General features: G+C 74.2%; 14 protein-coding genes and 4 tRNA genes. 9 read left to right on the forward strand and 9 right to left on the reverse strand.

Annotated features, from left to right (window positions below):
- Positions 1 to 102 precede the first annotated feature (102 nt).
- Complete coding sequence (locus tag AB0P35_RS27045) at positions 103 to 927, forward strand: hypothetical protein (protein ID WP_363515469.1); 825 nt, start codon at positions 103 to 105, stop codon at positions 925 to 927.
- An 84-nt stretch (positions 928 to 1,011) separates the two neighbouring features.
- Here the strand turns inward: AB0P35_RS27045 and AB0P35_RS27050 are convergent.
- Positions 1,012 to 1,085 (reverse strand) — tRNA-Lys (locus AB0P35_RS27050).
- 133 nt (positions 1,086 to 1,218) lie between these two features.
- Positions 1,219 to 1,292, reverse strand: a tRNA-Lys gene (locus AB0P35_RS27055).
- A 435-nt stretch (positions 1,293 to 1,727) separates the two neighbouring features.
- On the opposite strand from AB0P35_RS27055, the gene AB0P35_RS27060 reads away from it, so the two are divergent.
- Both AB0P35_RS27060 and AB0P35_RS27065 read left to right on the forward strand, forming a co-directional pair.
- Complete coding sequence (locus AB0P35_RS27060) at positions 1,728 to 2,954, forward strand: low temperature requirement protein A (protein WP_363515472.1); 1,227 nt, start codon at positions 1,728 to 1,730, stop codon at positions 2,952 to 2,954.
- Positions 2,955 to 3,039: 85 nt separating this feature from the next.
- A complete protein-coding gene (locus AB0P35_RS27065) occupies positions 3,040 to 3,690 on the forward strand; it encodes a pentapeptide repeat-containing protein (RefSeq protein ID WP_363515475.1) in 651 nt (216 codons plus the stop codon).
- Positions 3,691 to 3,717: 27 nt separating this feature from the next.
- Here AB0P35_RS27065 and AB0P35_RS27070 read toward each other — a convergent pair whose 3' ends face one another.
- Positions 3,718 to 4,374, reverse strand: coding sequence for an NAD(P)H-binding protein (locus tag AB0P35_RS27070; RefSeq protein WP_363515478.1), 657 nt, complete (start codon positions 4,372 to 4,374; stop codon positions 3,718 to 3,720).
- Positions 4,375 to 4,561: 187 nt separating this feature from the next.
- Here AB0P35_RS27070 and AB0P35_RS27075 point away from each other — a divergent pair, with 187 nt between their 5' ends.
- Positions 4,562 to 6,613 carry a phosphocholine-specific phospholipase C gene (locus tag AB0P35_RS27075; RefSeq protein WP_363515481.1) on the forward strand — a complete coding sequence of 684 codons (2,052 nt, stop codon included), beginning with the start codon at positions 4,562 to 4,564 and terminating at the stop codon, positions 6,611 to 6,613.
- 121 nt (positions 6,614 to 6,734) lie between these two features.
- Complete coding sequence (locus AB0P35_RS27080) at positions 6,735 to 6,941, forward strand: hypothetical protein (protein ID WP_095874753.1); 207 nt, start codon at positions 6,735 to 6,737, stop codon at positions 6,939 to 6,941.
- 89 nt (positions 6,942 to 7,030) lie between these two features.
- Here AB0P35_RS27080 and AB0P35_RS27085 read toward each other — a convergent pair whose 3' ends face one another.
- Positions 7,031 to 10,249: a S41 family peptidase gene (locus AB0P35_RS27085; RefSeq protein WP_363515485.1), complete on the reverse strand. Its 3,219-nt coding sequence runs from the start codon at positions 10,247 to 10,249 to the stop codon at positions 7,031 to 7,033.
- A gap of 237 nt (positions 10,250 to 10,486) precedes the next feature.
- Here AB0P35_RS27085 and AB0P35_RS27090 point away from each other — a divergent pair, with 237 nt between their 5' ends.
- Entirely contained in the window at positions 10,487 to 12,148 is a 1,662-nt protein-coding gene (locus AB0P35_RS27090; RefSeq protein WP_363515488.1) for a glycosyl hydrolase family 18 protein, read from the forward strand.
- 134 nt (positions 12,149 to 12,282) lie between these two features.
- The gene (locus AB0P35_RS27095) at positions 12,283 to 13,242 is read left to right on the forward strand and encodes a BadF/BadG/BcrA/BcrD ATPase family protein (protein WP_363515491.1); all 960 of its coding nucleotides are present in this window, start codon (positions 12,283 to 12,285) and stop codon (positions 13,240 to 13,242) included.
- 87 nt (positions 13,243 to 13,329) lie between these two features.
- Here AB0P35_RS27095 and AB0P35_RS27100 read toward each other — a convergent pair.
- The 3 genes from AB0P35_RS27100 to AB0P35_RS27110 form a co-directional block, all read right to left on the reverse strand.
- Positions 13,330 to 13,403 (reverse strand) — tRNA-Lys (locus AB0P35_RS27100).
- 64 nt (positions 13,404 to 13,467) lie between these two features.
- Positions 13,468 to 14,040: a YdeI/OmpD-associated family protein gene (locus tag AB0P35_RS27105; RefSeq protein ID WP_363515494.1), complete on the reverse strand. Its 573-nt coding sequence runs from the start codon at positions 14,038 to 14,040 to the stop codon at positions 13,468 to 13,470.
- Positions 14,041 to 14,103: 63 nt separating this feature from the next.
- Positions 14,104 to 14,952: an alcohol dehydrogenase catalytic domain-containing protein gene (locus AB0P35_RS27110; protein ID WP_363515497.1), complete on the reverse strand. Its 849-nt coding sequence runs from the start codon at positions 14,950 to 14,952 to the stop codon at positions 14,104 to 14,106.
- A 134-nt stretch (positions 14,953 to 15,086) separates the two neighbouring features.
- Between AB0P35_RS27110 and AB0P35_RS27115 the strand changes: the two genes are divergently transcribed.
- Positions 15,087 to 16,667, forward strand: a complete 1,581-nt coding sequence (locus AB0P35_RS27115) for a Na+/H+ antiporter (protein WP_363515500.1) — start codon at positions 15,087 to 15,089, stop codon at positions 16,665 to 16,667.
- A 140-nt stretch (positions 16,668 to 16,807) separates the two neighbouring features.
- Complete coding sequence (pgi, locus tag AB0P35_RS27120) at positions 16,808 to 18,469, forward strand: glucose-6-phosphate isomerase (protein ID WP_363515503.1); 1,662 nt, start codon at positions 16,808 to 16,810, stop codon at positions 18,467 to 18,469.
- Between the two features lie 63 nt (positions 18,470 to 18,532).
- On the opposite strand, the gene AB0P35_RS27125 is transcribed toward pgi, so the two are convergent.
- Both AB0P35_RS27125 and AB0P35_RS27130 read right to left on the reverse strand, forming a co-directional pair.
- The gene (locus AB0P35_RS27125; RefSeq protein ID WP_095874760.1) at positions 18,533 to 18,880 is read right to left on the reverse strand and encodes a hypothetical protein; all 348 of its coding nucleotides are present in this window, start codon (positions 18,878 to 18,880) and stop codon (positions 18,533 to 18,535) included.
- Between the two features lie 80 nt (positions 18,881 to 18,960).
- Positions 18,961 to 19,034, reverse strand: a tRNA-Lys gene (locus AB0P35_RS27130).
- Positions 19,035 to 19,037: the final 3 nt, after the last annotated feature.

Consider the following 19,037-nt stretch of genomic DNA (forward strand, 5'->3'; position numbering starts at 1 on the left):
CTCGCGGCGGCCGCCGCGCCGACCGCCCCGGCGTCCACCTCGCTCGCGGCGCCACCACGACGGGCAGGTAGGGTGCCCGGACCCGTTCGCACGAGGAGCACCATGGCCCGCCCGAGCATCCTGTACGTGACCGACCTCACCTACCCGGCCCGCGGCCGGCGCTACGGCGACGAGGACGTCCACCTCTCCGCCGCGCTGCGCACCGACTTCACCGTCGCCCTGTGCCACCCGCTGGATGCGGCCGGCCTGATGGACTCCTTCGACGGTGTCGTGGTGCGCAACAGCGGCCCGGTGCTGCACTACCAGGAGCGGTACGACGCCTTCCGAGCCGAGGCGCTGCGGCGCGGCACCCGCGTGTTCAACGAGCTGACCGGCCGTGCGGACATGGCCGGGAAGCAGTACCTGCTCGACCTCTCGGCCGGCGGCCACCCGGTCATACCGACCGCGGGCTCCCCGGCCGACCTCGACCGCCTGCCCGACACCGCCGAGTACGTCGTCAAGCCGAAGCTCGGAGCCGACTCGATCGGCCTGGAGATCGTCGGCCCGGACCGGATCGCCGGGGTGGCCGCAGCCGGCGGCATGCTCGTCCAGCCGAGGATCGACTTCCGATACGAGGTGTCCTTCTACTTCGTCGACCGGGAGTTCCAGTACGCGCTGCACACCCCCGACAAGGACGCCCGCTGGCAGCTCGCCCCCTACCGGCCCGGCGCCGACGACCTCGCCTTCGCCCAGCACTTCGTCGACTGGAACACCATCGACCACGGCATCCAGCGCGTCGACGCCTGCCGCACCGCCGACGGCGAACTGCTGCTGGTCGAACTGGAGGACCTCAACCCGTACCTGTCGCTCGACCTGCTGGAGGACGACCGGCGGGAGTCCTTCACCGCCGCCCTCAAGGACTCCGTCCACCGCCTGCTGGCCCGGTAGCCGCGTGCCCGCCCCGGCCGGGGGCGGCCCGTGCCAGGGAACGCCGAAGGCCCCCCGCTTCCGCGAGGGGCCTTCGACCGTCTGTGCGCCGCCAGGGACTCGAACCCCGGACCCGCTGATTAAGAGTCAGCTGCTCTAACCAACTGAGCTAGCGGCGCCTGCTGACGTGGAAAACAATACACGGTCCCGAAGGGTGACCCGCACCACCCGCGTGCCCGCCCCGGCCGGGGGCGGCCCGTGCCAGGGAACGCCGAAGGCCCCCCGCTTCCGCGAGGGGCCTTCGACCGTCTGTGCGCCGCCAGGGACTCGAACCCCGGACCCGCTGATTAAGAGTCAGCTGCTCTAACCAACTGAGCTAGCGGCGCCTGCTGACCTGCGGAACATTACACGCAGCGGTGCGCGGAACGGAAATCGTGACGACCCGGTCACCTCGGGTCGTGGCCGACCGCGCGCCGGCAGGCAGCGCGGTGATCACGAGGCAGGCGCGGCACACGGGGCCGTGCGGAGAGACCGCCCCCGTGTTCCGACCTCCGCCTTGACCTTCCGCGTTGCCCGCAGACCGCCCATGTCGCCGTTCCAGTCGCCAGGGAATCTAGCGGGCCGACCGGCGGAGACGGGACACCTCGGCGGACACACGCCGCGCGGCACCCTCCTGTCACCCGGTTCGCGCACTCCGCCGTCAGCCGGGGGTTGACGGCTCGGCCCCGCGGCGGCGCCCCGCCCGCATACGTGCGCGCGGCCTGCGGGAATGCCAGGATCACGGGGCAGACCCGGTCCGAACTCCTCCGAAGGCGGGCACCATGACCAGCGATGCCGACCGGCCGCCGACCGGGGCGGCCGGCACTCCCGCGCACCTCCAGCACGCCCGGCCGGTCCGGCGGATGTCCCCGCGCGCCCGCAGCGAGCCGCACCGCACCGCCACCCCGCTGGAGCTCTTCTTCGACCTCTGCTTCGTGGTTGCCGTCGCCCAGGCCGGGGTCCAGCTCGCGCACGCCCTCGCCGAGGGCCACGCCGGCACCGGCGTCACGCGCTACCTGTTCGTCTTCTTCGCCATCTGGTGGGCCTGGATGAACTTCACCTGGTTCGCCTCCGCCTACGACGTGGACGACGTCCCGTACCGGCTCACCACCCTGGTGCAGATCACCGGCGTGCTGGTCCTGGCGGCCGGCGTGCCCCGGATGTTCCAGGACCAGGACCTGGTGCTGTCGGTGGTCGGCTACGTGCTGATGCGCTTCGCGATGGTCACCCAGTGGCTGCGCGCCTCCGCCTCCGAGACCGGCCAGGCGCGCACCGTGGCGCTGCGCTACGCCCTCGGCATCACCCTCTGCCAGATCGGCTGGGGGCTGATCCTGCTGGTGCCGCACAGCGCCTACCCGTACCTCATCCCGCTCGGCGTGCTGGCCGAGCTGGCCGTGCCGGTGCTGGCCGAGCGGACCACCCAGACCACCTGGCACCCGCACCACATCGCCGAGCGGTACGGCCTCTTCACCCTGATCGTGCTCGGCGAGACCGTCGCCGCCGCCACCCTCGCCGTGCAGACCGCGCTGGACGAGCACGAGGCCCTGGACGATCTGCTGCCGATCGCCGCCGGTGGCATCCTGCTCTGCTTCGCGGCCTGGTGGATCTACTTCGCGGAACCCTTCCACGGCCGGCTCCGCTCCAACCGGCAGGCCTTCCTGTGGGGCTACGGCCACTACCTGCTGCTCGGCGCGGCGGCCGCGATCGGGGCCGGCCTGGAGGTGACGGTGGAGTTCTCCGTCCACCAGGCGCACATCTCGGCCCGGGCCGCCGCTGCGGCGGTCACCGTGCCGGCCGCGCTGTACCTGGCCGCGGTCTGGGCGCTGCAGTCCCGGCACTTCAAGCAGGGCGCCGAGCAGGCGGTGCTGCCGGTCGCCGCGCTGGCGGTGCTCGCCTGCACCGCGCTCGGCCGGGACGCGGTGCTCGCGGCCGGCCTGGTCGCGGCCGCCGCCGTCGCCGTCGGCATCACCCTGCGCGCCCGCCGCACCGCCCGCCGCGCACCGGCCTGAGCGGCCCGGCCGTCCTGCGGCAGGCTGTCGGTGCCGGCTGCCAGGATGGCGGCACGCCCGTCCGCGCCCACAGATCGGCCACGTCATGTCAGCCGTCCCCGAGCAGCTCGCCGACCTCCCCTACGCCGAGCTGCTGAGCCCGCACACCGGTGGGCTGCGCAGCGACGAGCGCTACGACACCGTGCACTTCGACGGCGGCTCCCACGACGGCCGGGCGACCGGGGCCGGCTTCCTCGAGTGCGCCTTCACCGGCGTCGAGCTCGACGGCACCGGCCTGCGCACCGCCCGCTTCAACGAGGTCTGGCTGCAGGGCTGCCGCCTGGTCGGCGCCGACCTCGCCGAGACGGAGTGGCAGGACGCCTCGCTGCTCGGCTCGGTGCTCGCCGGGATCTCCTGGTACGGCTCGCAGCTGCGCCGGGTGGTGCTGCGCGGCTGCAAACTGGAGGCGATCAACCTGCGCGGTGCCGTGCTGCGGGACGTCGTCTTCGAGGACTGCCTGCTGCGCGACGTCGACCTCGGCGAGGCGAAGCTCACCGCGGTGTCGGTGCCCGGGTCCACGCTGGACGGGGTCCGGTTCGCCGGCGCCCGGATGGAGAAGGTGGACCTGCGCGGGGCCGTCCGCCTCGGCCTGCCCGACGCCCACCTCGGGCTGTCCGGCGCGGTGCTGAACACCGGCCAGCTGTTCGAGCTGGCCCCGCAGTTCGCGCACGCCCTGGGGATCGACGTCAAGGACTGAGCCGCCGGGCGCGGGTCGGCCCCGGGTTCAGAGTGCGGCGAGTTCCTCGGCGATCGCGTGCGCGCCCGACATCAGTTCCAGCGTGCGGCCGACCGCCGGGGCGGGCTCGGCCAACAGGGCGGCCAGCACCGCGGCGACGTCCGCCCGCGGCACCGCCCCACGGCCGACGTGCTCGCCGAGCCGGACGAGGCCGGTGGGCGCCGCGTCGGTGAGCGGGCCGGGGCGCAGCACCGTCCAGTCCAGGCCGGTCCGCCGCCGCAGATCGTCGTCGGCGGCGCCCTTGGCGCGCAGATAGGCGCCGAACACCGGGTCGGCGCCGTCGGGTGCGGAGGCGTCGGCCCCGATCGAGGAGATCATCAGGTAGCGGCGGACCTGCGCCAGCTCGGCGGCGTCCGCGAGCAGGGCGGCGGCCGCGCGGTCGACGGTGTCCTTGCGGGCGGCGCCGCTGCCCGGGCCGGCGCCGGCGGCGAACACCACCGCGTCCGCGCCCGCCAGGACGGCGGCGAGCGACTTTGCGTCCCCGGTCTCCAGGTCGAAGCGGACCGGCTCGGCGCCGCGTCGGCGCAGGTCGTCGGCGTGCTCGGGGCGCCTGATCAGTCCGACCGGGGTGTCCCCGCGGTCGGCCAGGAGCTGCTCCAGGTGCAGGGCGATCTGTCCGTGTCCACCGGCGATGACGATGCGCATGCCCGCCACGCTATCCCCGTTCACCCGCCGGTCGCCGGGCGACGCGGCGGCGAACAGTCCGTCAAACTTCCCGCACGGCCATGGCCATGGCACCCCGCCCTGCGTGACGATTCTCCGCGACCGATGGCACGGCAACGTGTTCATACAACATCACCAGAGACATCATCACCGAAGGGACGGCGGCCCGATGGCTGAGCTGAGTCGCAGGAAGTTCATGGCGCTGTCGGCGAGTGCCGCGGCGGGGGCCGCGGTGGCCTCCACCTCGCTGGGCGGCACCACCCGGGCCTCGGCGGCCGGCCTCAGCACCACCGGCACGATCGCCGACGCCCGGCACATCGTGATCCTCATGCAGGAGAACCGCAGCTTCGACCACTACTTCGGCACGCTGAAGGGCGTCCGGGGCTTCGCGGACCGCAGCGCCATCCAGATCGCCGGCGGTCACAGCGTCTTCAACCAGCCCAACGGCCTGGGCCGCCAGTACCCGTGGCAGTTCAGCGCCACCAAGCCGGCCGGCGGGGCGGACCCGGAGCGCCTGGCCCAGTGCAACGGCGACCTGTCGCACGCCTGGTCCGACCAGCACAAGGCCTGGAACGGCGGCAAGCTCGACTCCTGGGTCTCCGCCAAGGGCAACGTCCGCACGCTGGGCTACCTGACCCGCGCCGACATCCCCTTCCACTACGCGCTGGCCGACAACTGGACGGTCAACGACGCGTACTTCTGCTCGGTGCTGAGCGCCACCGGCCCGAACCGCACCTACCACTGGTCCGGCATGATCGACCCGGCCGGCACCGCGGGCGGCCCCGCCTACGACGGCGGCGACGAGTCCGGGCTGCGCTGGCAGACCTACGCGGAGGCGCTGGAGGCGGCCGGCGTCAGCTGGAAGGTCTACCAGAACGCCGCCGACAACTACGGCGACAACGCGCTCGCCTACTTCACCCAGTTCACCTCCGCCCCGGCGGGCAGCCCGCTCGCGGTCAAGGGCATGGGCTCCGTCCCGAAGAAGACGGGCAAGACCCCGGACGACATCGCCGCCGCGATCCGCGCCGACGTGGTCGCCGGCACCCTTCCGCAGGTCTCCTGGATCGTCGCCGACCAGGCGTCCTCCGAGCACCCCTACGCCACCCCGGCCGACGGCGCGCACTTCGTGCACATGGTGATGGACGCGCTCAACGCGGACCCGAACGTCTTCGACTCCACCGTGCTGTTCCTCAACTACGACGAGAACGACGGCTTCTTCGACCACGTCCCGCCGCCGGCGGCCCCGGTCGGCACGGCCGGCGAGTTCTACAACGGCACCAACATCGGCCTCGGCTTCCGCGTCCCGCTGATCGCGATATCCCCGTGGACCCGCGGCGGCTGGGTCAGCTCCGAGGTCTCCGACCACACCTCGGTGCTGCGCTTCCTGGAGAGGTGGACGGCCGCCATCGGCAAGCCCGCCACCTGCCCCAACATCAGTGCCTGGCGGCGGAAGGTCTGCGGCGACCTCACCGGCATGTTCGACTTCGCCAACCCGGTGTACGGCCTGCCCGCGCTGCCCAACACCGACGCCGTCATCGGCCTGGGCGCGTGCGGCCCGCTGCCCAACCCGGCGCCGGTCGACAACAAGCTGCCCCTGCAGGAGTCCGGCACCCGCCCGGCCCGCGCGCTGCCGTACCAGCCGAACGCCAACCTCGACCACCTGGAGTTCGGCTCCGGCGGCGCGATGAAGGTCTGGATCTCGATGGCCAACCAGGGCGCCGCCGGGGCCGCGCACTTCGCGGCCTACGCCAACGCCTACCGCAGCGGCGGCCCCTGGCAGTACACCGTGGACGGCGGTGGCGCCACCAGCGACTTCTTCAACTGCGGCACCGGCTTCGGCGGCGGCCCGTACGACTTGAGCGTGGTCGGCCCCAACCGCTTCCTGCGCCGCTTCAAGGGCGACGCCACCAAGCCCGGCAAGCTGGTCTCGGCCACCGCCTCGTACGCGAACGCGCCGACCACCGGCAAGCTCGCGCTCTGGTTCGCCTTCGCCAACACCGGCACCGCGCCGGTCACCTTCACCGTCACCTCCACCAACTACCGCACCGACGGCCCGTGGACGTACACCGTGCCGGCCGGCGGCACCGCCTCCGACTTCTTCAACGCGGTGGCCTACAACAACGGCTGGTACGACTTCACGGTGACGGTGGACTCGGACCCCACCTGGTCGCAGCGGTTCACCGGCCACCTGGAGAGCGGCGCCGCCAGCGTCTCCGGCTGAGCCGAACGGGGGACGCCCGCCCGCGCCGCGGCCTGCGGCGCGGGCGCTCCCGGTGGCATTCCCCGCGGCGTAGTGTGACAGTGAGGGAGGCCCAGGTCGGACCGCACGCGAGGAGGAAGACATGGGCATCTTCGACAGGTTCCGGCACAAGCCGCACGACGCGGCGGACCCGGCCGAGCGTGCGGCGCTCGCCCACGACGAGGCCGCCGACGCCTTCGGCGACACCGCCGAGAGGAGCCGCACGGACGCCCAGCACCAGGTCGAGCAGATGGAAGAGGACCGCCGGGCGGCGGCCGACATGACCGCCGAGGGCGATCCCTGGGACTGACCGCACCGACCGCGAACACCGATCCGCAACCGAGGGGCACGGCCGACGGCCGTGCCCCTCACGGCGTCCCCGGCACCCGGCCCGTGCGGTCAGGACCGCGGCGGCAGCGGTGGCCGCCGCAGGTCGGGCCGGGGTGTGTCGCCGGGCGGCGGCACCGCCGCGTGGTGCTCCGCGAGGAGCTCCATGGCGAGCTCCACCGCGGCCGCCAGGTCGGTGTGCTCGCCGCGGGCCCAGCTGTGCGGGGTGCGCAGCACCTCGACGTCCGGTTCGACGCCGTGGTTCTCCACCGACCAGCCGATGCCCTCGGTGAACCAGGAGGCGTTCTTCGGCACCGAGATCTGGGTGCCGTCGCCGAGGACGTGCCGTCCGGTCATCCCGACCACGCCGCCCCACGTCCGGGTGCCGACCACCGGCCCCAGCCCGAGCAGCTTGATGGCGGCGATGATGACATCGCCGTCCGAGCTGGTGGCGTGGTCGGCGAGGGCGACCAGCGGGCCGCGCGGCGCGTCCCTGGGCCAGCGCACCGGGTGCCGTCCGCGGGTGAAGTCCCAGGCCAGCACCCGGCGGTTCAGCTTCTCCAGGACGAGTTCGGAGACGTTGCCGCCGGCATTGCCGCGGACGTCCAGGATCAGCGCGGGCTTGGCCAGCTCGCTGCGCAGGTCCCGGTTGAACTGGGCCCAGCCCGAGCCGCCGAGGTCCGGGATGTGCAGGTAGCCGCACCGGCCGTCGCTGAACTCGCGGACCAGCTTGCGGCGTTTGACCACCCAGTCCTGGTAGCGGACGGGCCGCTCGTCGGTGAGCGGGGTGACGGCGATCCGCCGGATCCGCCCGGAGTCCTTGCACCGCAGGGTGAGCTCGACGGTGGTGCCGCCGGTGCCGGCGAGCAGCGGCGCGGGGCCGCGGACCGGGTCCGGCGGGCGGCCGTCGACGGCGATCAGCTCGTCGCCGTCCTGGAGGCCGAAGCCGGCCAGCGGGGCCCGGGCCCGCGGGTCGGAGGACTCGCCTGGCAGGATCCGGTCGACCAGCCAGCGGCCGTCCGGGTCCCGGTGGGCGTTGGCGCCGAGCAGGCCGAGCGGCTGCTGCAGCAGTTGCGGCCCCTCGCCGCGGCGCGAGGGCGTGACGTAGGCGTGCGAGGTGCCGAGTTCGCCGAGCAGCTCGCGCAGCAGGTCGGCGAAGTCGTCGGGGCCGGCGATCCGCTCCAGCAGCGGCTCGTACTGCGCGACCAGCTCCGGCCAGTCCAGGCCGCACATGTCCTCGTCCCAGAACTGGTCGCGGACGACCCGGGCGGCCTCGTGGTAGGCCTGCCGCCACTCGTCGGCGGGGTGCACGACGTGGGTGATCCGCCGCAGGTCGACGGTGATCGGGGAGCCGCCCGGCAGCGGGTGGAGCTTGAGCGCGCCGGCCGAGAACACCAGGACGGACCCGCCGTCGCCGGAGACGGAGAAGCCGTCCAACTGGTCGGCGACGGTGGAGCGGCTGCCGTGCGCGAGGTCGAAGTACTCCAGGGAGGGCTTGCCGGAGGTGTCGGTGGGGCTGGCGAAGGTCTGGCCGAGGGCGCCGGAGATCGGCCAGCGCAGCCAGAGCACCCCGCCGCGGACGGGCGCGGTCGCCGAGTACTTGGACGCGGTGACCGGGAAGGGCACCAGCCGCTTGGTGAGGCCCTCCTGGTCGACGGTGACGGTGCCGTCGCCGGTGGCCTCGTCCGGGTCCAGCCCGACCGCCGGGCGGCCCTCCACCGGCACGGCGAACGGGGACGGGGTGTCCGCGGCCAGCGGGACGAGGTAGGGGCGGCAGCCGAGCGGGAAGGACATGTCGCCGGTGTGCACGTCGTGCACCGGGTCGAAGCCGCGCCAGGACAGGAACACCAGGAAGCGGCCGTCCCGGGTGAACACCGGGTGCTCGTCCTCGAACCGGCCGCCGGTGACGTCGACGATCCGCTCCGCGGCGTCCACCCTGGCCAGCCGGATCGCCCGCAGCGACCGGCCGGCGACCGGCTGCGACCAGGTCAGCCACTGGGAGTCGGGGGAGAAGGCCGGACTGCTGACCGGGCCGAACTGGGAGGACGCCACCTCGCGGACCCCGCCGCTCTCGGTGGCGACCAGCAGCAGGCGCCCGTCCGAGGCGGCCACCGCCAGGTGGCGGCCGTCCGGGGCGGCGGAGAGCTCCTGGACCCGGCCGATCAGGCCCGCGGCGATCCGGCGGGACGGGCCGCCGCCGTCGCCGCCGCGGGCGGGCAGCGGCGCGATCTCGACGGCGTCCTCGCCCTCGGCGTCGGTGATCCAGGCGACGTGGCCGCCGAAGGCCGGCAGCACCGGCAGCCGGGTGCGCACCCCGGGGGTGTCGGCGAGCACCCGGGCCGGCCCCTCGCGGTGGGTGAGCCAGTACAGGCTGCCGCGGATGTTGACCACGCCGGCCCGGCCGGTCGGGTCGCAGACCAGGTCCTTGACGTTCAGCGCCGCCGACACCTGGTAGGGGCGGCGGCCGGCCCGGGAGCCGCCGAGCGGCACGTCGAGGCGGCGCGGGGCGGGGGAGTCCAGGCTGTCGAGCAGCCACAGGTCACCGGCGTGCTGGTAGACGACCCGGATGCCGTCGGAGGCCGCCTCGCGGGCGTAGTAGGAGGCGTGGTCGGTGTGCCGGCGCAGGTCGGAGCCGTCCGGGCGGCAGGAGTAGAGGTTGCCGACGCCCTCGTGGTCGGAGAGGAAGGCGATCCGCGGGTGGTCCGGCTCGCCGAGCGGCATCGGTGAGGCGAGGTGCCCGGTGTGCCCGGGCAGCAGCTCGCCGTGGTCGAGCCAGAGCCGTCCGGTGGCGCCGCCGCGGTAGCGCTTCCAGGCGGCCGGGCCGTGCGGGGCGGCGGAGGTCAGCAGCACGGTGTGCTCCAGCCCGACCTGGGCGTCGTTGACCGGGCCCCACGGCATCCGGCGGCCGGGGGCGCCGTCGGCCGGCAGCGCGTACGCCCAGGTGTAGTGGGCGAACGGCTCGTGGTACGAGGTCACGGCGAGGACCTGGCCGTTCGGGAGCCAGCCGCGGACCCGGGTGTCGTGGCTGCCCCAGTAGGTGAGCCGGACGGCCTCGCCGCCGTCCGCCGGGGCCGTCCACACCTCGGGGGTGAGCGCCTGCCAGCCGGTCCAGGCGACGGTGCGGCCGTCGGGGGAGAGCCGGGGGTGGCTGACCCGGACGCGGTCGCAGCTCACCCGCCAGGCGCGTCCGACGGTGCCGTCCGGGTGCAGCGGCGCCACCCACACGTCGTCCTCCGCGGTGAAGGTGAGCAGATCACCGCGAATGTGGGGGTACCTGAGATATCCGGACACTTCTCCATGGTTCGGCTGCCACCGGGGCCGCGCAACCCGCCGTTCTACTCGGCGTCCGGTGGCGGGCCCTGACGGTGCGCCGACTCCATTGACAGGGCCGCGGGAATTCCGCTTCAGTGGTCTAGTCCAAGAGTGGTCCAGTCCAATGCGGCGTCTCCTGCCGCGGCGGCTGCACGCCCGGCCGGCCCCCATCCGCGCCCGGACACCCCCACGTCTTCCGGCAGGAGCATCCCCCACATGCGCACTTCCTCAAGACCCTCCCACGCCGCGCCGCCCGGCCGCCGGCTGGTCGCCGCGGCCACCGCCTGGACGGTCGCCGCGGCCGGCGCCGTCGCCCTGACCCTCGGCCTCGCCAACTCCGCCAGCGCCGGCGAGTTCCTCGCCAACGGCGGCTTCGAGAGCGGCTCGCTGTCCCCCTGGAGCTGCACCGGCGGCACCGGCAGCATCGTCACCGGCCAGGCGCACATCGGCAGTTACGCCCTCGCCGGGGCCGCCTCGGCCAGCGACAACGCCCAGTGCACGCAGACCGTCGCGGTCGCCCCCAACACCACCTACACGCTGAGCGCCTGGGTGAAGGGCGCCTACGTCTACCTCGGTGTGAACGGCGGCACCTCGACCTGGACGCCGAGCACCGGCGGCGCCTACCAGAAGCTGTCGGTCGGCTTCACCACCGGCGCGAGCCAGACCAGTGCCACGGTCTTCACCCACGGCTGGTACGGCCAGGGCACCTACTGGGCCGACGACGTCTCGCTGGACGGCCCGGGCGCGCCCAGCCAGCCGCCGACCTCGCAGCCGCCGACCTCGCAGCCGCCCACGTCGCAGCCGCCCACGTCGCAGCCCCCGACCTCGCAGCCGCCGACCACCCAGCCGCCCGGCGGCGGACTGCCCGCGCACGCCCTGGTCGGCTACCTGCACGCGAGCTTCGCCAACGGCGCCGGCTACACCCGGATGGCGGACGTCCCGGCGTCCTGGGACGTGATCAATCTGTCCTTCGGCGAGCCCACCTCGGTGACCTCCGGCGACATCCGGTTCAACCGCTGCCCGGCCACCGAGTGCCCGACCGTCGAGTCCGACGCCGACTTCAAGGCGGCCATCGCCGCCAAGCGGGCGCAGGGCAAGAAGGTGCTGATCTCGATCGGCGGCCAGAACGGCCAGGTCCAGCTCACCACCACCGCAGCCCGCGACGCCTTCGTCTCCTCGGTCTCCTCGATCATCGACAAGTGGGGCCTGGACGGCCTCGACATCGACTTCGAGGGCCACTCGCTCTCCCTCAACACCGGCGACACCGACTTCAAGAACCCCACCAGCCCGGTGGTGGTCAACCTGATCTCGGCGCTGAAGACGCTCAAGGCCAAGTACGGCGCAGGCTTCGTGCTGACCATGGCCCCGGAGACGTTCTTCGTCCAACTCGGCTACCAGTACTACGGTTCCGGCCCCTGGGGCGGCCAGGACCCGCGGGCGGGCGCCTACCTGCCGGTCATCTACGCGATGCGGAACGACCTGACCCTGCTGCACGTCCAGGACTACAACTCGGGCTCCATCATGGGCCTGGACAACCAGTACCACTCGATGGGCGGCGCCGACTTCCACGTCGCCATGACCGACATGCTGCTCAAGGGCTTTCCGGTGGCCGGCAACACGGCGAACATGTTCCCGCCGCTGGCCGCCTCCCAGGTCGCCATCGGCATGCCCGCCACCACCAACGCCGGCAACGGCTACGTGGCCCCGGCCGAGGTCGACAAGGCGCTGGACTGCCTGACCAAGGCGGCCAACTGCGGCAGCTACGTCCCGCGCAGCGGGGCGCAGCCGAACCTGCGCGGCCTGATGACCTGGTCGATCAACTGGGACCGCTTCGGCGGGCAGGAGTTCTCCAAGAACTTCGACGCCTACTTCGGCTGACCCGCGGCGCCGGACCCGGGGCGACTCTGCCGCCCCGGGTCCGGCGTCCCTGCCCCGGGTGCCGGGGTGATCGTTGACGGCCCCGGGGCGGCGCCCGATAGTGGGGCAGTCGGACCACCACCAGGGGAGAGCCCATGACCGGCCCGCTCGTCCTCGGCCTCGACGCCGGCGGCACCGGCAGCCGGGCGGTCGTCGCCGACCTGCACGGCCGCGTCCTCGGCCGGGCCCGCGGCGAGGGCGCCAATCCGGTCGCGCACGGCGCGGCCGCGGCCGCCCGCGCGGTCGGCGCCACCCTGCGGGCCGCGCTCGCCGGCCTGGACCCGTCCGAGGTCGCGGCCGGTGTGGTCGGCCTGGCCGGCGCCCTGGTCGCCGAACCCGCACTCGACGGGCTCTGGCCCGAGGCCGGACTCTCCGTCACCCCGCGCACCACCAGCGACCTCGCGCTCGCCTACACCGCCGGCACCGGCCGCCCGGACGGCTCGGTGCTGATCGGCGGCACCGGAGCGGTCGCCGCCGAGGTCCGCGACCACACCCCCGTCCGGCTCGCCGACGGCCACGGCTGGCTGCTCGGCGACCTGGGCTCCGGCCAGTGGCTGGGCCGCGAGGCCGTCCGCCTCGCGCTCGCCGCCGTGGACGCCGACCGGCCGCTCACCGGCACCGCGGCGGCCGCCGCCGAGGCACTGGCCGGCCGGTCCGCCGGGGACGGCCTGCGGGCCGCCCTGCTGGGTGCGGTGTACGCCGAGCCGCCCGTCCGACTGGCCCGGCTCGCCCTGCTGGTGCTGGACGCGGCCGCCGCCGGGGAGGCTGCCGCGCTGCGGCTCGTCGAGGAGGCCGCCGACCACCTGCTGGTGACGCTGGCGACCGTTCGCCCGGCCGGCTCGGTGCTGCCGGTGGTTCTGGCGGGCGGGGTGCTCTCGTCGGGCACACCGCTGGCCGACGCCGTCCGCACCCGGGTCGCGCATCAGTGGCCGGAGGCCGAGGTCAGCGCCGCGGGCAGCACCGCCGGGGCCGCCGCCTGGCTCGCGGCCCGCGCCCTCGGCCGGACGGCCGCCACCGAGGAGCTCCACCGGGCGCTGGTCGCGGCCGACTGCTGACGGCCGCGGCCGGGGGGACCGCCGGGGGAGACCGGCCCCGGGAACGCCGAAGGCCCCTCGCTTCCGCGAGGGGCCTTCGACCGTCTGTGCGCCGCCAGGGACTCGAACCCCGGACCCGCTGATTAAGAGTCAGCTGCTCTAACCAACTGAGCTAGCGGCGCCTGCTGACGTGGACAACCATACACGCTCCCGCAGGTCGGACGCACATCCGTATCCACCCGGCGTTCAGTGGAGCTTCTCCCCGGCGGCCAGCATGGCCACGAACCGCTCGATCCGGCGGGCCCGGGTCTCCGGCCGCTTCGCCTCCTGCACCCGGTGGAGGATCGAGTACCGGTTGGCGCCGTCGAGCGCGGCGAAGTTCTCCGCCGCGGCCGGCACGGCGGCCAGCGCCGCGGCCAGGTCCTCAGGCACCGTCGCCGTCCGGGCACTGTCGTACGCCGCCGCCCAGCGGCCGTCCGCCCGGGCCCGCTCGACCTCGGCCAGGCCGGCGGGACGCATCCGGCCCGCGGCGGTCAGGGACTCCGCCTTCTCCCGGTTGATCTTCGACCAGCGGCTGCGGGCCGTGCGCGGGGTGAAGCGCTGAAGCCAGTACCGGTCGTCGAAGCCGCGCTTCTGACCGTCGATCCAGCCGAAGCACAGGGCGGCCTCCAGCGCCTGCGGGTAGTCCAGCGACACCAGCCCGGGGGCCTTCTTGCGGAGCTTCAGCCAGACCCCGGGGGAGGAGTCGTGGTGCGTGTCGAGCCAGGTCTCGAACTCCTCGGCGGAGTCGAAGGTGAGGGTGTCCGGCGATTCGGCCATGCCCGCAGTGAATCACGGGCCACCGACAGGTGACGCCCGCTCAGGCCCCGCGGACGGGCCCGGTCAGGCCCAGGGCCGCACCACCGCGAGCGCCCCGCCGCCCGCCGGCCGGTACGCGGCCGCCTCCGCGAGCGGCAGTACGGCGTCCGGCGGCAGCCGGAAGGCGCCCTCCTCCCACAGCTCCACCAGCTCGCCGAGCTCCGTGGACTCGGCCCCGCCCACCGACCGGCCGCCCGGCGCCGGAGTCGGCACCGCCACCCGCTCCGGCCCGCCCGCCAGCGCGGGCCAGAGCGGGGCGCTGCCCGGGCCGAGGGCGTCCAGCACCGCGTCCACGCCCTGCGGGGCGGCCGCCCGGGCCCGCTCGGCGAGCTCCACCCCGTGGCCGACCGGCACCGCCCCGGCCTCCCGCAGCGCGGCGTGCTCCCGCTCCGGCGCCACCGCCACCACCGCGGCGCCGCGCCGCAGCGCGAGGGCGACCGCCGCCCGTCCGGCCGCCGACCCGGCGCCGTGCACCAACAGGGTGCTGCCGCGCCGCACCGCGAGCCGGTCCAGGGCCGCCACGACGCCCGCCGCGGTGACCGGCAGCAGCGCCGCCTCCGCCCAGGGCATCGCCACGGGCCGGTGCGCCACCCGGTCGGCGTCCGCCGCCGCGTACTCGGCGCAGGCACCGGACGGGCAGTGGCCGAGCACCTCGTCGCCGACCTCCAGGCCGTACGTGCCGGGGCCGAGCTGCACCACCACGCCGGCGAACTCGGTGCCGGGGATCCCCGCCGGCGCGCCGGCCGTCGGCGGCAGCCCGGCCGCCTCCACCCGGACCAGCACCTGCCCGGGCCCGGCCCGCGGCACCGCCGCCTCGACCGTCCGAGGGGCGGCGGCCGCGCCGCCGGGGCCCGGGTACTCCAGCGCCCGCACCGGCCACCTCCGCTCCCGTCCGGCGCCCGGCGAGCCGCGCCAGGCGGGTGCTTTGTCACATTTATGCTGATCCGCGGGATGGCGGACCGCATGTCGCACGGACACCGCGGCGCACGGACACAGGGAGTCGACGGGTGGCCCAGCTGTCACTGCTCTTCCTGGTGCTGCTCGCCTCCGTGGTGACGATGCCGCTGGCCCGCCGGATCCACGTGCCGCAGCCGGTGCTGATGACCCTGCTCGGCCTGGCGATGGCGCTCGTCCCGCAGATCCCCAATGTGACGGTCGACCCGGACTTCATCCTGCCGCTGGTCCTGCCGCCGCTGATCTTCGCGGTGGCCCGCCGGTCCTCCGTCCGGTACTTCCGCGGCAACATCCGACCGATCCTGCTGCTGGCCGTCGCCCTGGTGGCGGTCACCACCACGGTGGTGGCCGCCGTCGCCGAGTGGCGGGTGCCCGGGCTGCCGCTCGCCGCGGCGGTGGCGCTCGGTGCGCTCGTCTCGCCGCCCGACCCGGTGGCGGCCGTCGCGGTGGCCGGCGCGGTCGGCCTGCCGCGGCGCCTGGTGGCCGTGCTGGAGGGCGAGGGCCTGTTCAACGACGTCACCGCGATCGTCATCTACTCGCTGGCCATCGAGGCAGTGGTCAGCGGACACTTCTCCACCGCGGACGCCGCGCTGCGGCTGGTGCTGTCCGCGGTCGTCGCGGTCGTCGTCGGGATCGCCCTGGGGTGGCTGAACACCTGGCTGGCAGCCCGCCTCGACGACCCCACCCAGCAGGTCGCGCTCAACCTGCTCGTCCCGTTCGCCGCCTACGCCCTCGCCGAGGAGGCGCACGGCTCCGGCGTGCTCGCCGTCGTGGTCTGCGCGCTGTACCTGGCCGACCGGGCCGCCGACGCGGACGACGTGTCCTTCCGGCTGGTCGGCAACGCCTTCTGGGAGATCGTCGAGATCCTGATCACCGGGGTGGCCTTCGGCCTGATCGGCCTGGAGCTCAGCACGGTGCTCGCCGACGTCCGCTCCAGCTGGCGCGGGATGCTCGGCGACACCGCCTGCGTGATCGCCGCGGTGGTGCTCGTCCGGCTGGTGTGGCTGCTGCCGGCCGCCTGGATCTCCGAGCGGCTCACCCACGGAGAGGAGGACACCCCGATCAGCTGGCGGGAGACGGTGGTGCTCTGGTGGTCCGGGATGCGCGGGGTCGCCACGGTCGCCCTCGCGCTCGCGGTGCCGCTCACCGTGCACGGCGGCGGACCCTTCCCGTCCCGCAGCGAGATCGTCTTCGTCGCCTTCTCCGTCGTGCTGTTCACCCTGCTGGTGCAGGGGCTCACCCTGCCCTGGCTGGTCCGGCTGCTCGGCCTGCGCGACCACCCGGACGTCCACGACGAGGCCCTGCGGGTGCTGCGCGGGCGCGCCGCCAAGGCCGGCCTGCACCGGTTGGAGGAGCTGGAGGAGGAGCGCCGGCTGCCCGTCGAACTCGTCGACCGGCTCCGCGAACGCCAGCACGACCGGCTCGCCCGGCTCTACCCCGAGCGGTACGAGGAGGAGGAGGCGGCCGAGGCCAAGCGCCGGCTCGCCCGCTGGCGCCAGGCGGCCGACGTCGAGCAGGAGATGATCGCCGCCTCCCGCCGGGAGGTGCTGACGGCCCGTGGGGAGCCCGGCGCCGACCCCGAGATGGCCGACCGGGTGCTGCGCGAACTCGACCTCCGCTCGGCGCGCAAGTGAGCGCGCCGCCCGGGGATAGGCTGGCCGCGGGCAAGGCCGTCAACGGAGTCGGCGCCACGCACCGTGCTGCCGCCGGACCTCGCGAACCCTCCCGCCGGGCCCTGCAGGTACTGCCATCCGGATGATTCAAGGAGCAACCGATGTCGGAGAACCTCCCCGGCTCTCGCATCCCCCTGGACCGAACCCCCCAGTGGGCCGCGCTGGCCAAGCACCGCGAGGAGCTGGGCGACCAGCACCTGCGCGGGCTGTTCGAGGCCGACCCCGAGCGCGGCAGCCGCTACACCCTCGCCGTCGGCGACCTGCACGTCGACTACTCGAAGCAGCTGGTGACGGACGAGACGCTCGCCCTGCTGCGCGACCTCGCCGCGGCCACCGGCGTCGCCGGGCTCCGGGACGCGATGTTCCGCGGCGAGAAGATCAACATCACCGAGGACCGCGCCGTCCTGCACACCGCGCTCCGCGCCCCGCGCGGCGCCGTGGTCGAGGTCGACGGCGAGAACGTCGTCCCCGCCGTCCACGCGGTGCTCGACCGGATGGCCGCCTTCGCCGACCGCGTCCGCAGCGGCGAGTGGACCGGCCACACCGGCAGGCGCATCCGCACCGTCGTCAACATCGGCATCGGCGGCTCCGACCTCGGCCCGGCCATGGCCTACGAGGTGCTGCGCTCCTACACCGACCGCGGCATCGACGTCCGCTTCGTCTCCAACGTGGACGGCGCCGACCTGAACGAGGCGCTGGTCGGCGTGGACGCCGCCGAGACGCTGTTCATCGTCGCGTCGAAGACCTTCACCACCATCGAGACCGTCACCAACGCGGTCGCCGCCAGGAACTGGCTGCTCACCGAGCTGCACGCGGACACCGACGCGGTCGCCAAGCACTTCGTGGCGCTCTCCACCAACGCCCAGGGCGTCGCCGACTTCGGCATCGACACCGCCAACATGTTCGAGTTCTGGGACTGGGTGGGCGGCCGCTACTCCTACGACTCCGCCATCGGCCTCTCGCTGATGATCGCCATCGGCCCGGAGCGGTTCCGCGAGATGCTGGACGGCTTCCACCTGGTCGACGAGCACTTCCGCACCGCCCCGCCGGAGCAGAACGTGCCGCTGCTGCTCGGCCTGCTCGGCGTCTGGTACGGCGCGTTCTTCGACGCCCAGTCGCACGCCGTGCTGCCGTACTCGCACTACCTCTCCAAGTTCACCGCCTACCTGCAGCAGCTGGACATGGAGTCCAACGGCAAGTCGGTGGACCGCGAGGGCCGGCCGGTGACCTGGCAGACCGGCCCGGTGGTCTGGGGCACCCCCGGCACCAACGGCCAGCACGCCTACTACCAGCTGCTGCACCAGGGCACGAAGATCATCCCGGCCGACTTCATCGGCTTCGCCCAGCCGGTCGAGAGCCTGCTGCCCGGCCTGGTCGCCCAGCACGACCTGCTGATGGCCAACTTCTTCGCCCAGACCCAGGCGCTGGCCTTCGGCAAGACCGCCGAAGAGGTCGCCGCCGAGGGCGTGCCGGCCGAGCTGGTGCCGCACAAGACCTTCCGCGGCAACCACCCCACCACCACCGTGCTGGCCGCCGAGCTCACCCCGTCCGTGCTCGGCCAGCTGGTCGCGCTCTACGAGCACAAGGTGTTCGTCCAGGGCGCCATCTGGAACATCGACTCCTTCGACCAGTGGGGCGTCGAGCTCGGCAAGGTCCTGGCGAAGCGGATCGAGCCGGTGCTGCTCACCGGCGAGGGCGCGGAGAAGCTGGACAGCTCCACCGCCGAACTGGTCGCCCGCTACCGCGCGCTGCGCGGCCGCTGAGCCCCCGCCCGAGGGGCCGCCCCCGATCGGGACGGCCCCGCGGGCCCGGGTGTTGACGGTGGATCAGCGACCGGCCGTCCAGCAGTTCGGGCAGCCGCCGGGCTGGTTCGACGGGCAGCAGGCCGACGGCGGCGACGTCGGCCCGGCCGAGGTGTGCGGCGAGGCCGAGGCGGTGGCGGTGGCCGGGCCCGGCGGCAGCGGGGCGCGGCGGGGCTCCGTGGAACGGGGGATGACGGCCAGCAGCACGATCAGCGCCGCGCCGCCCAGCACGGCCAGGACGACCAGCAGCCGGTGCCGCCACACGGCGATCCGGTGCGCGCGCAGCGCGGACGCCTCCAGGCCGGCGAGCTCGGCGCGGAGCCACTCCTCCCAGCCCGGCGGCGTACTGCGCGCGGGATCGTCGGGCGCCATGGACCGCGAGATTAGCAGTCGTGGACGCACCATGGAACGTCGAAGGCCCCTCGCTTCCGCGTGGGGCCTTCGACCGTCTGTGCGCCGCCAGGGACTCGAACCCCGGACCCGCTGATTAAGAGTCAGCTGCTCTAACCAACTGAGCTAGCGGCGCCTG

The organism is Kitasatospora sp. NPDC085879 (genome assembly GCF_040686255.1).
Taxonomy (GTDB): Bacteria; Actinomycetota; Actinomycetes; order Streptomycetales; family Streptomycetaceae; genus Kitasatospora.

Bases quoted from the DNA above. Each gene is read 5' to 3' on its own strand.
- AB0P35_RS27045 (WP_363515469.1), top strand. From the start codon at position 103: ATGGCCCGCCCGAGCATCCTGTACGTGACCGACCTCACCTACCCGGCC.
- AB0P35_RS27060 (WP_363515472.1), top strand. From the start codon at position 1,728: ATGACCAGCGATGCCGACCGGCCGCCGACCGGGGCGGCCGGCACTCCC.
- AB0P35_RS27065 (WP_363515475.1), top strand. From the start codon at position 3,040: ATGTCAGCCGTCCCCGAGCAGCTCGCCGACCTCCCCTACGCCGAGCTG.
- AB0P35_RS27070 (WP_363515478.1), bottom strand. From the start codon at position 4,374: ATGCGCATCGTCATCGCCGGTGGACACGGACAGATCGCCCTGCACCTG.
- AB0P35_RS27075 (WP_363515481.1), top strand. From the start codon at position 4,562: ATGGCTGAGCTGAGTCGCAGGAAGTTCATGGCGCTGTCGGCGAGTGCC.
- AB0P35_RS27080 (WP_095874753.1), top strand. From the start codon at position 6,735: ATGGGCATCTTCGACAGGTTCCGGCACAAGCCGCACGACGCGGCGGAC.
- AB0P35_RS27090 (WP_363515488.1), top strand. From the start codon at position 10,487: ATGCGCACTTCCTCAAGACCCTCCCACGCCGCGCCGCCCGGCCGCCGG.
- AB0P35_RS27095 (WP_363515491.1), top strand. From the start codon at position 12,283: ATGACCGGCCCGCTCGTCCTCGGCCTCGACGCCGGCGGCACCGGCAGC.
- AB0P35_RS27105 (WP_363515494.1), bottom strand. From the start codon at position 14,040: ATGGCCGAATCGCCGGACACCCTCACCTTCGACTCCGCCGAGGAGTTC.
- pgi (WP_363515503.1), top strand. From the start codon at position 16,808: ATGTCGGAGAACCTCCCCGGCTCTCGCATCCCCCTGGACCGAACCCCC.
- AB0P35_RS27125 (WP_095874760.1), bottom strand. From the start codon at position 18,880: ATGGCGCCCGACGATCCCGCGCGCAGTACGCCGCCGGGCTGGGAGGAG.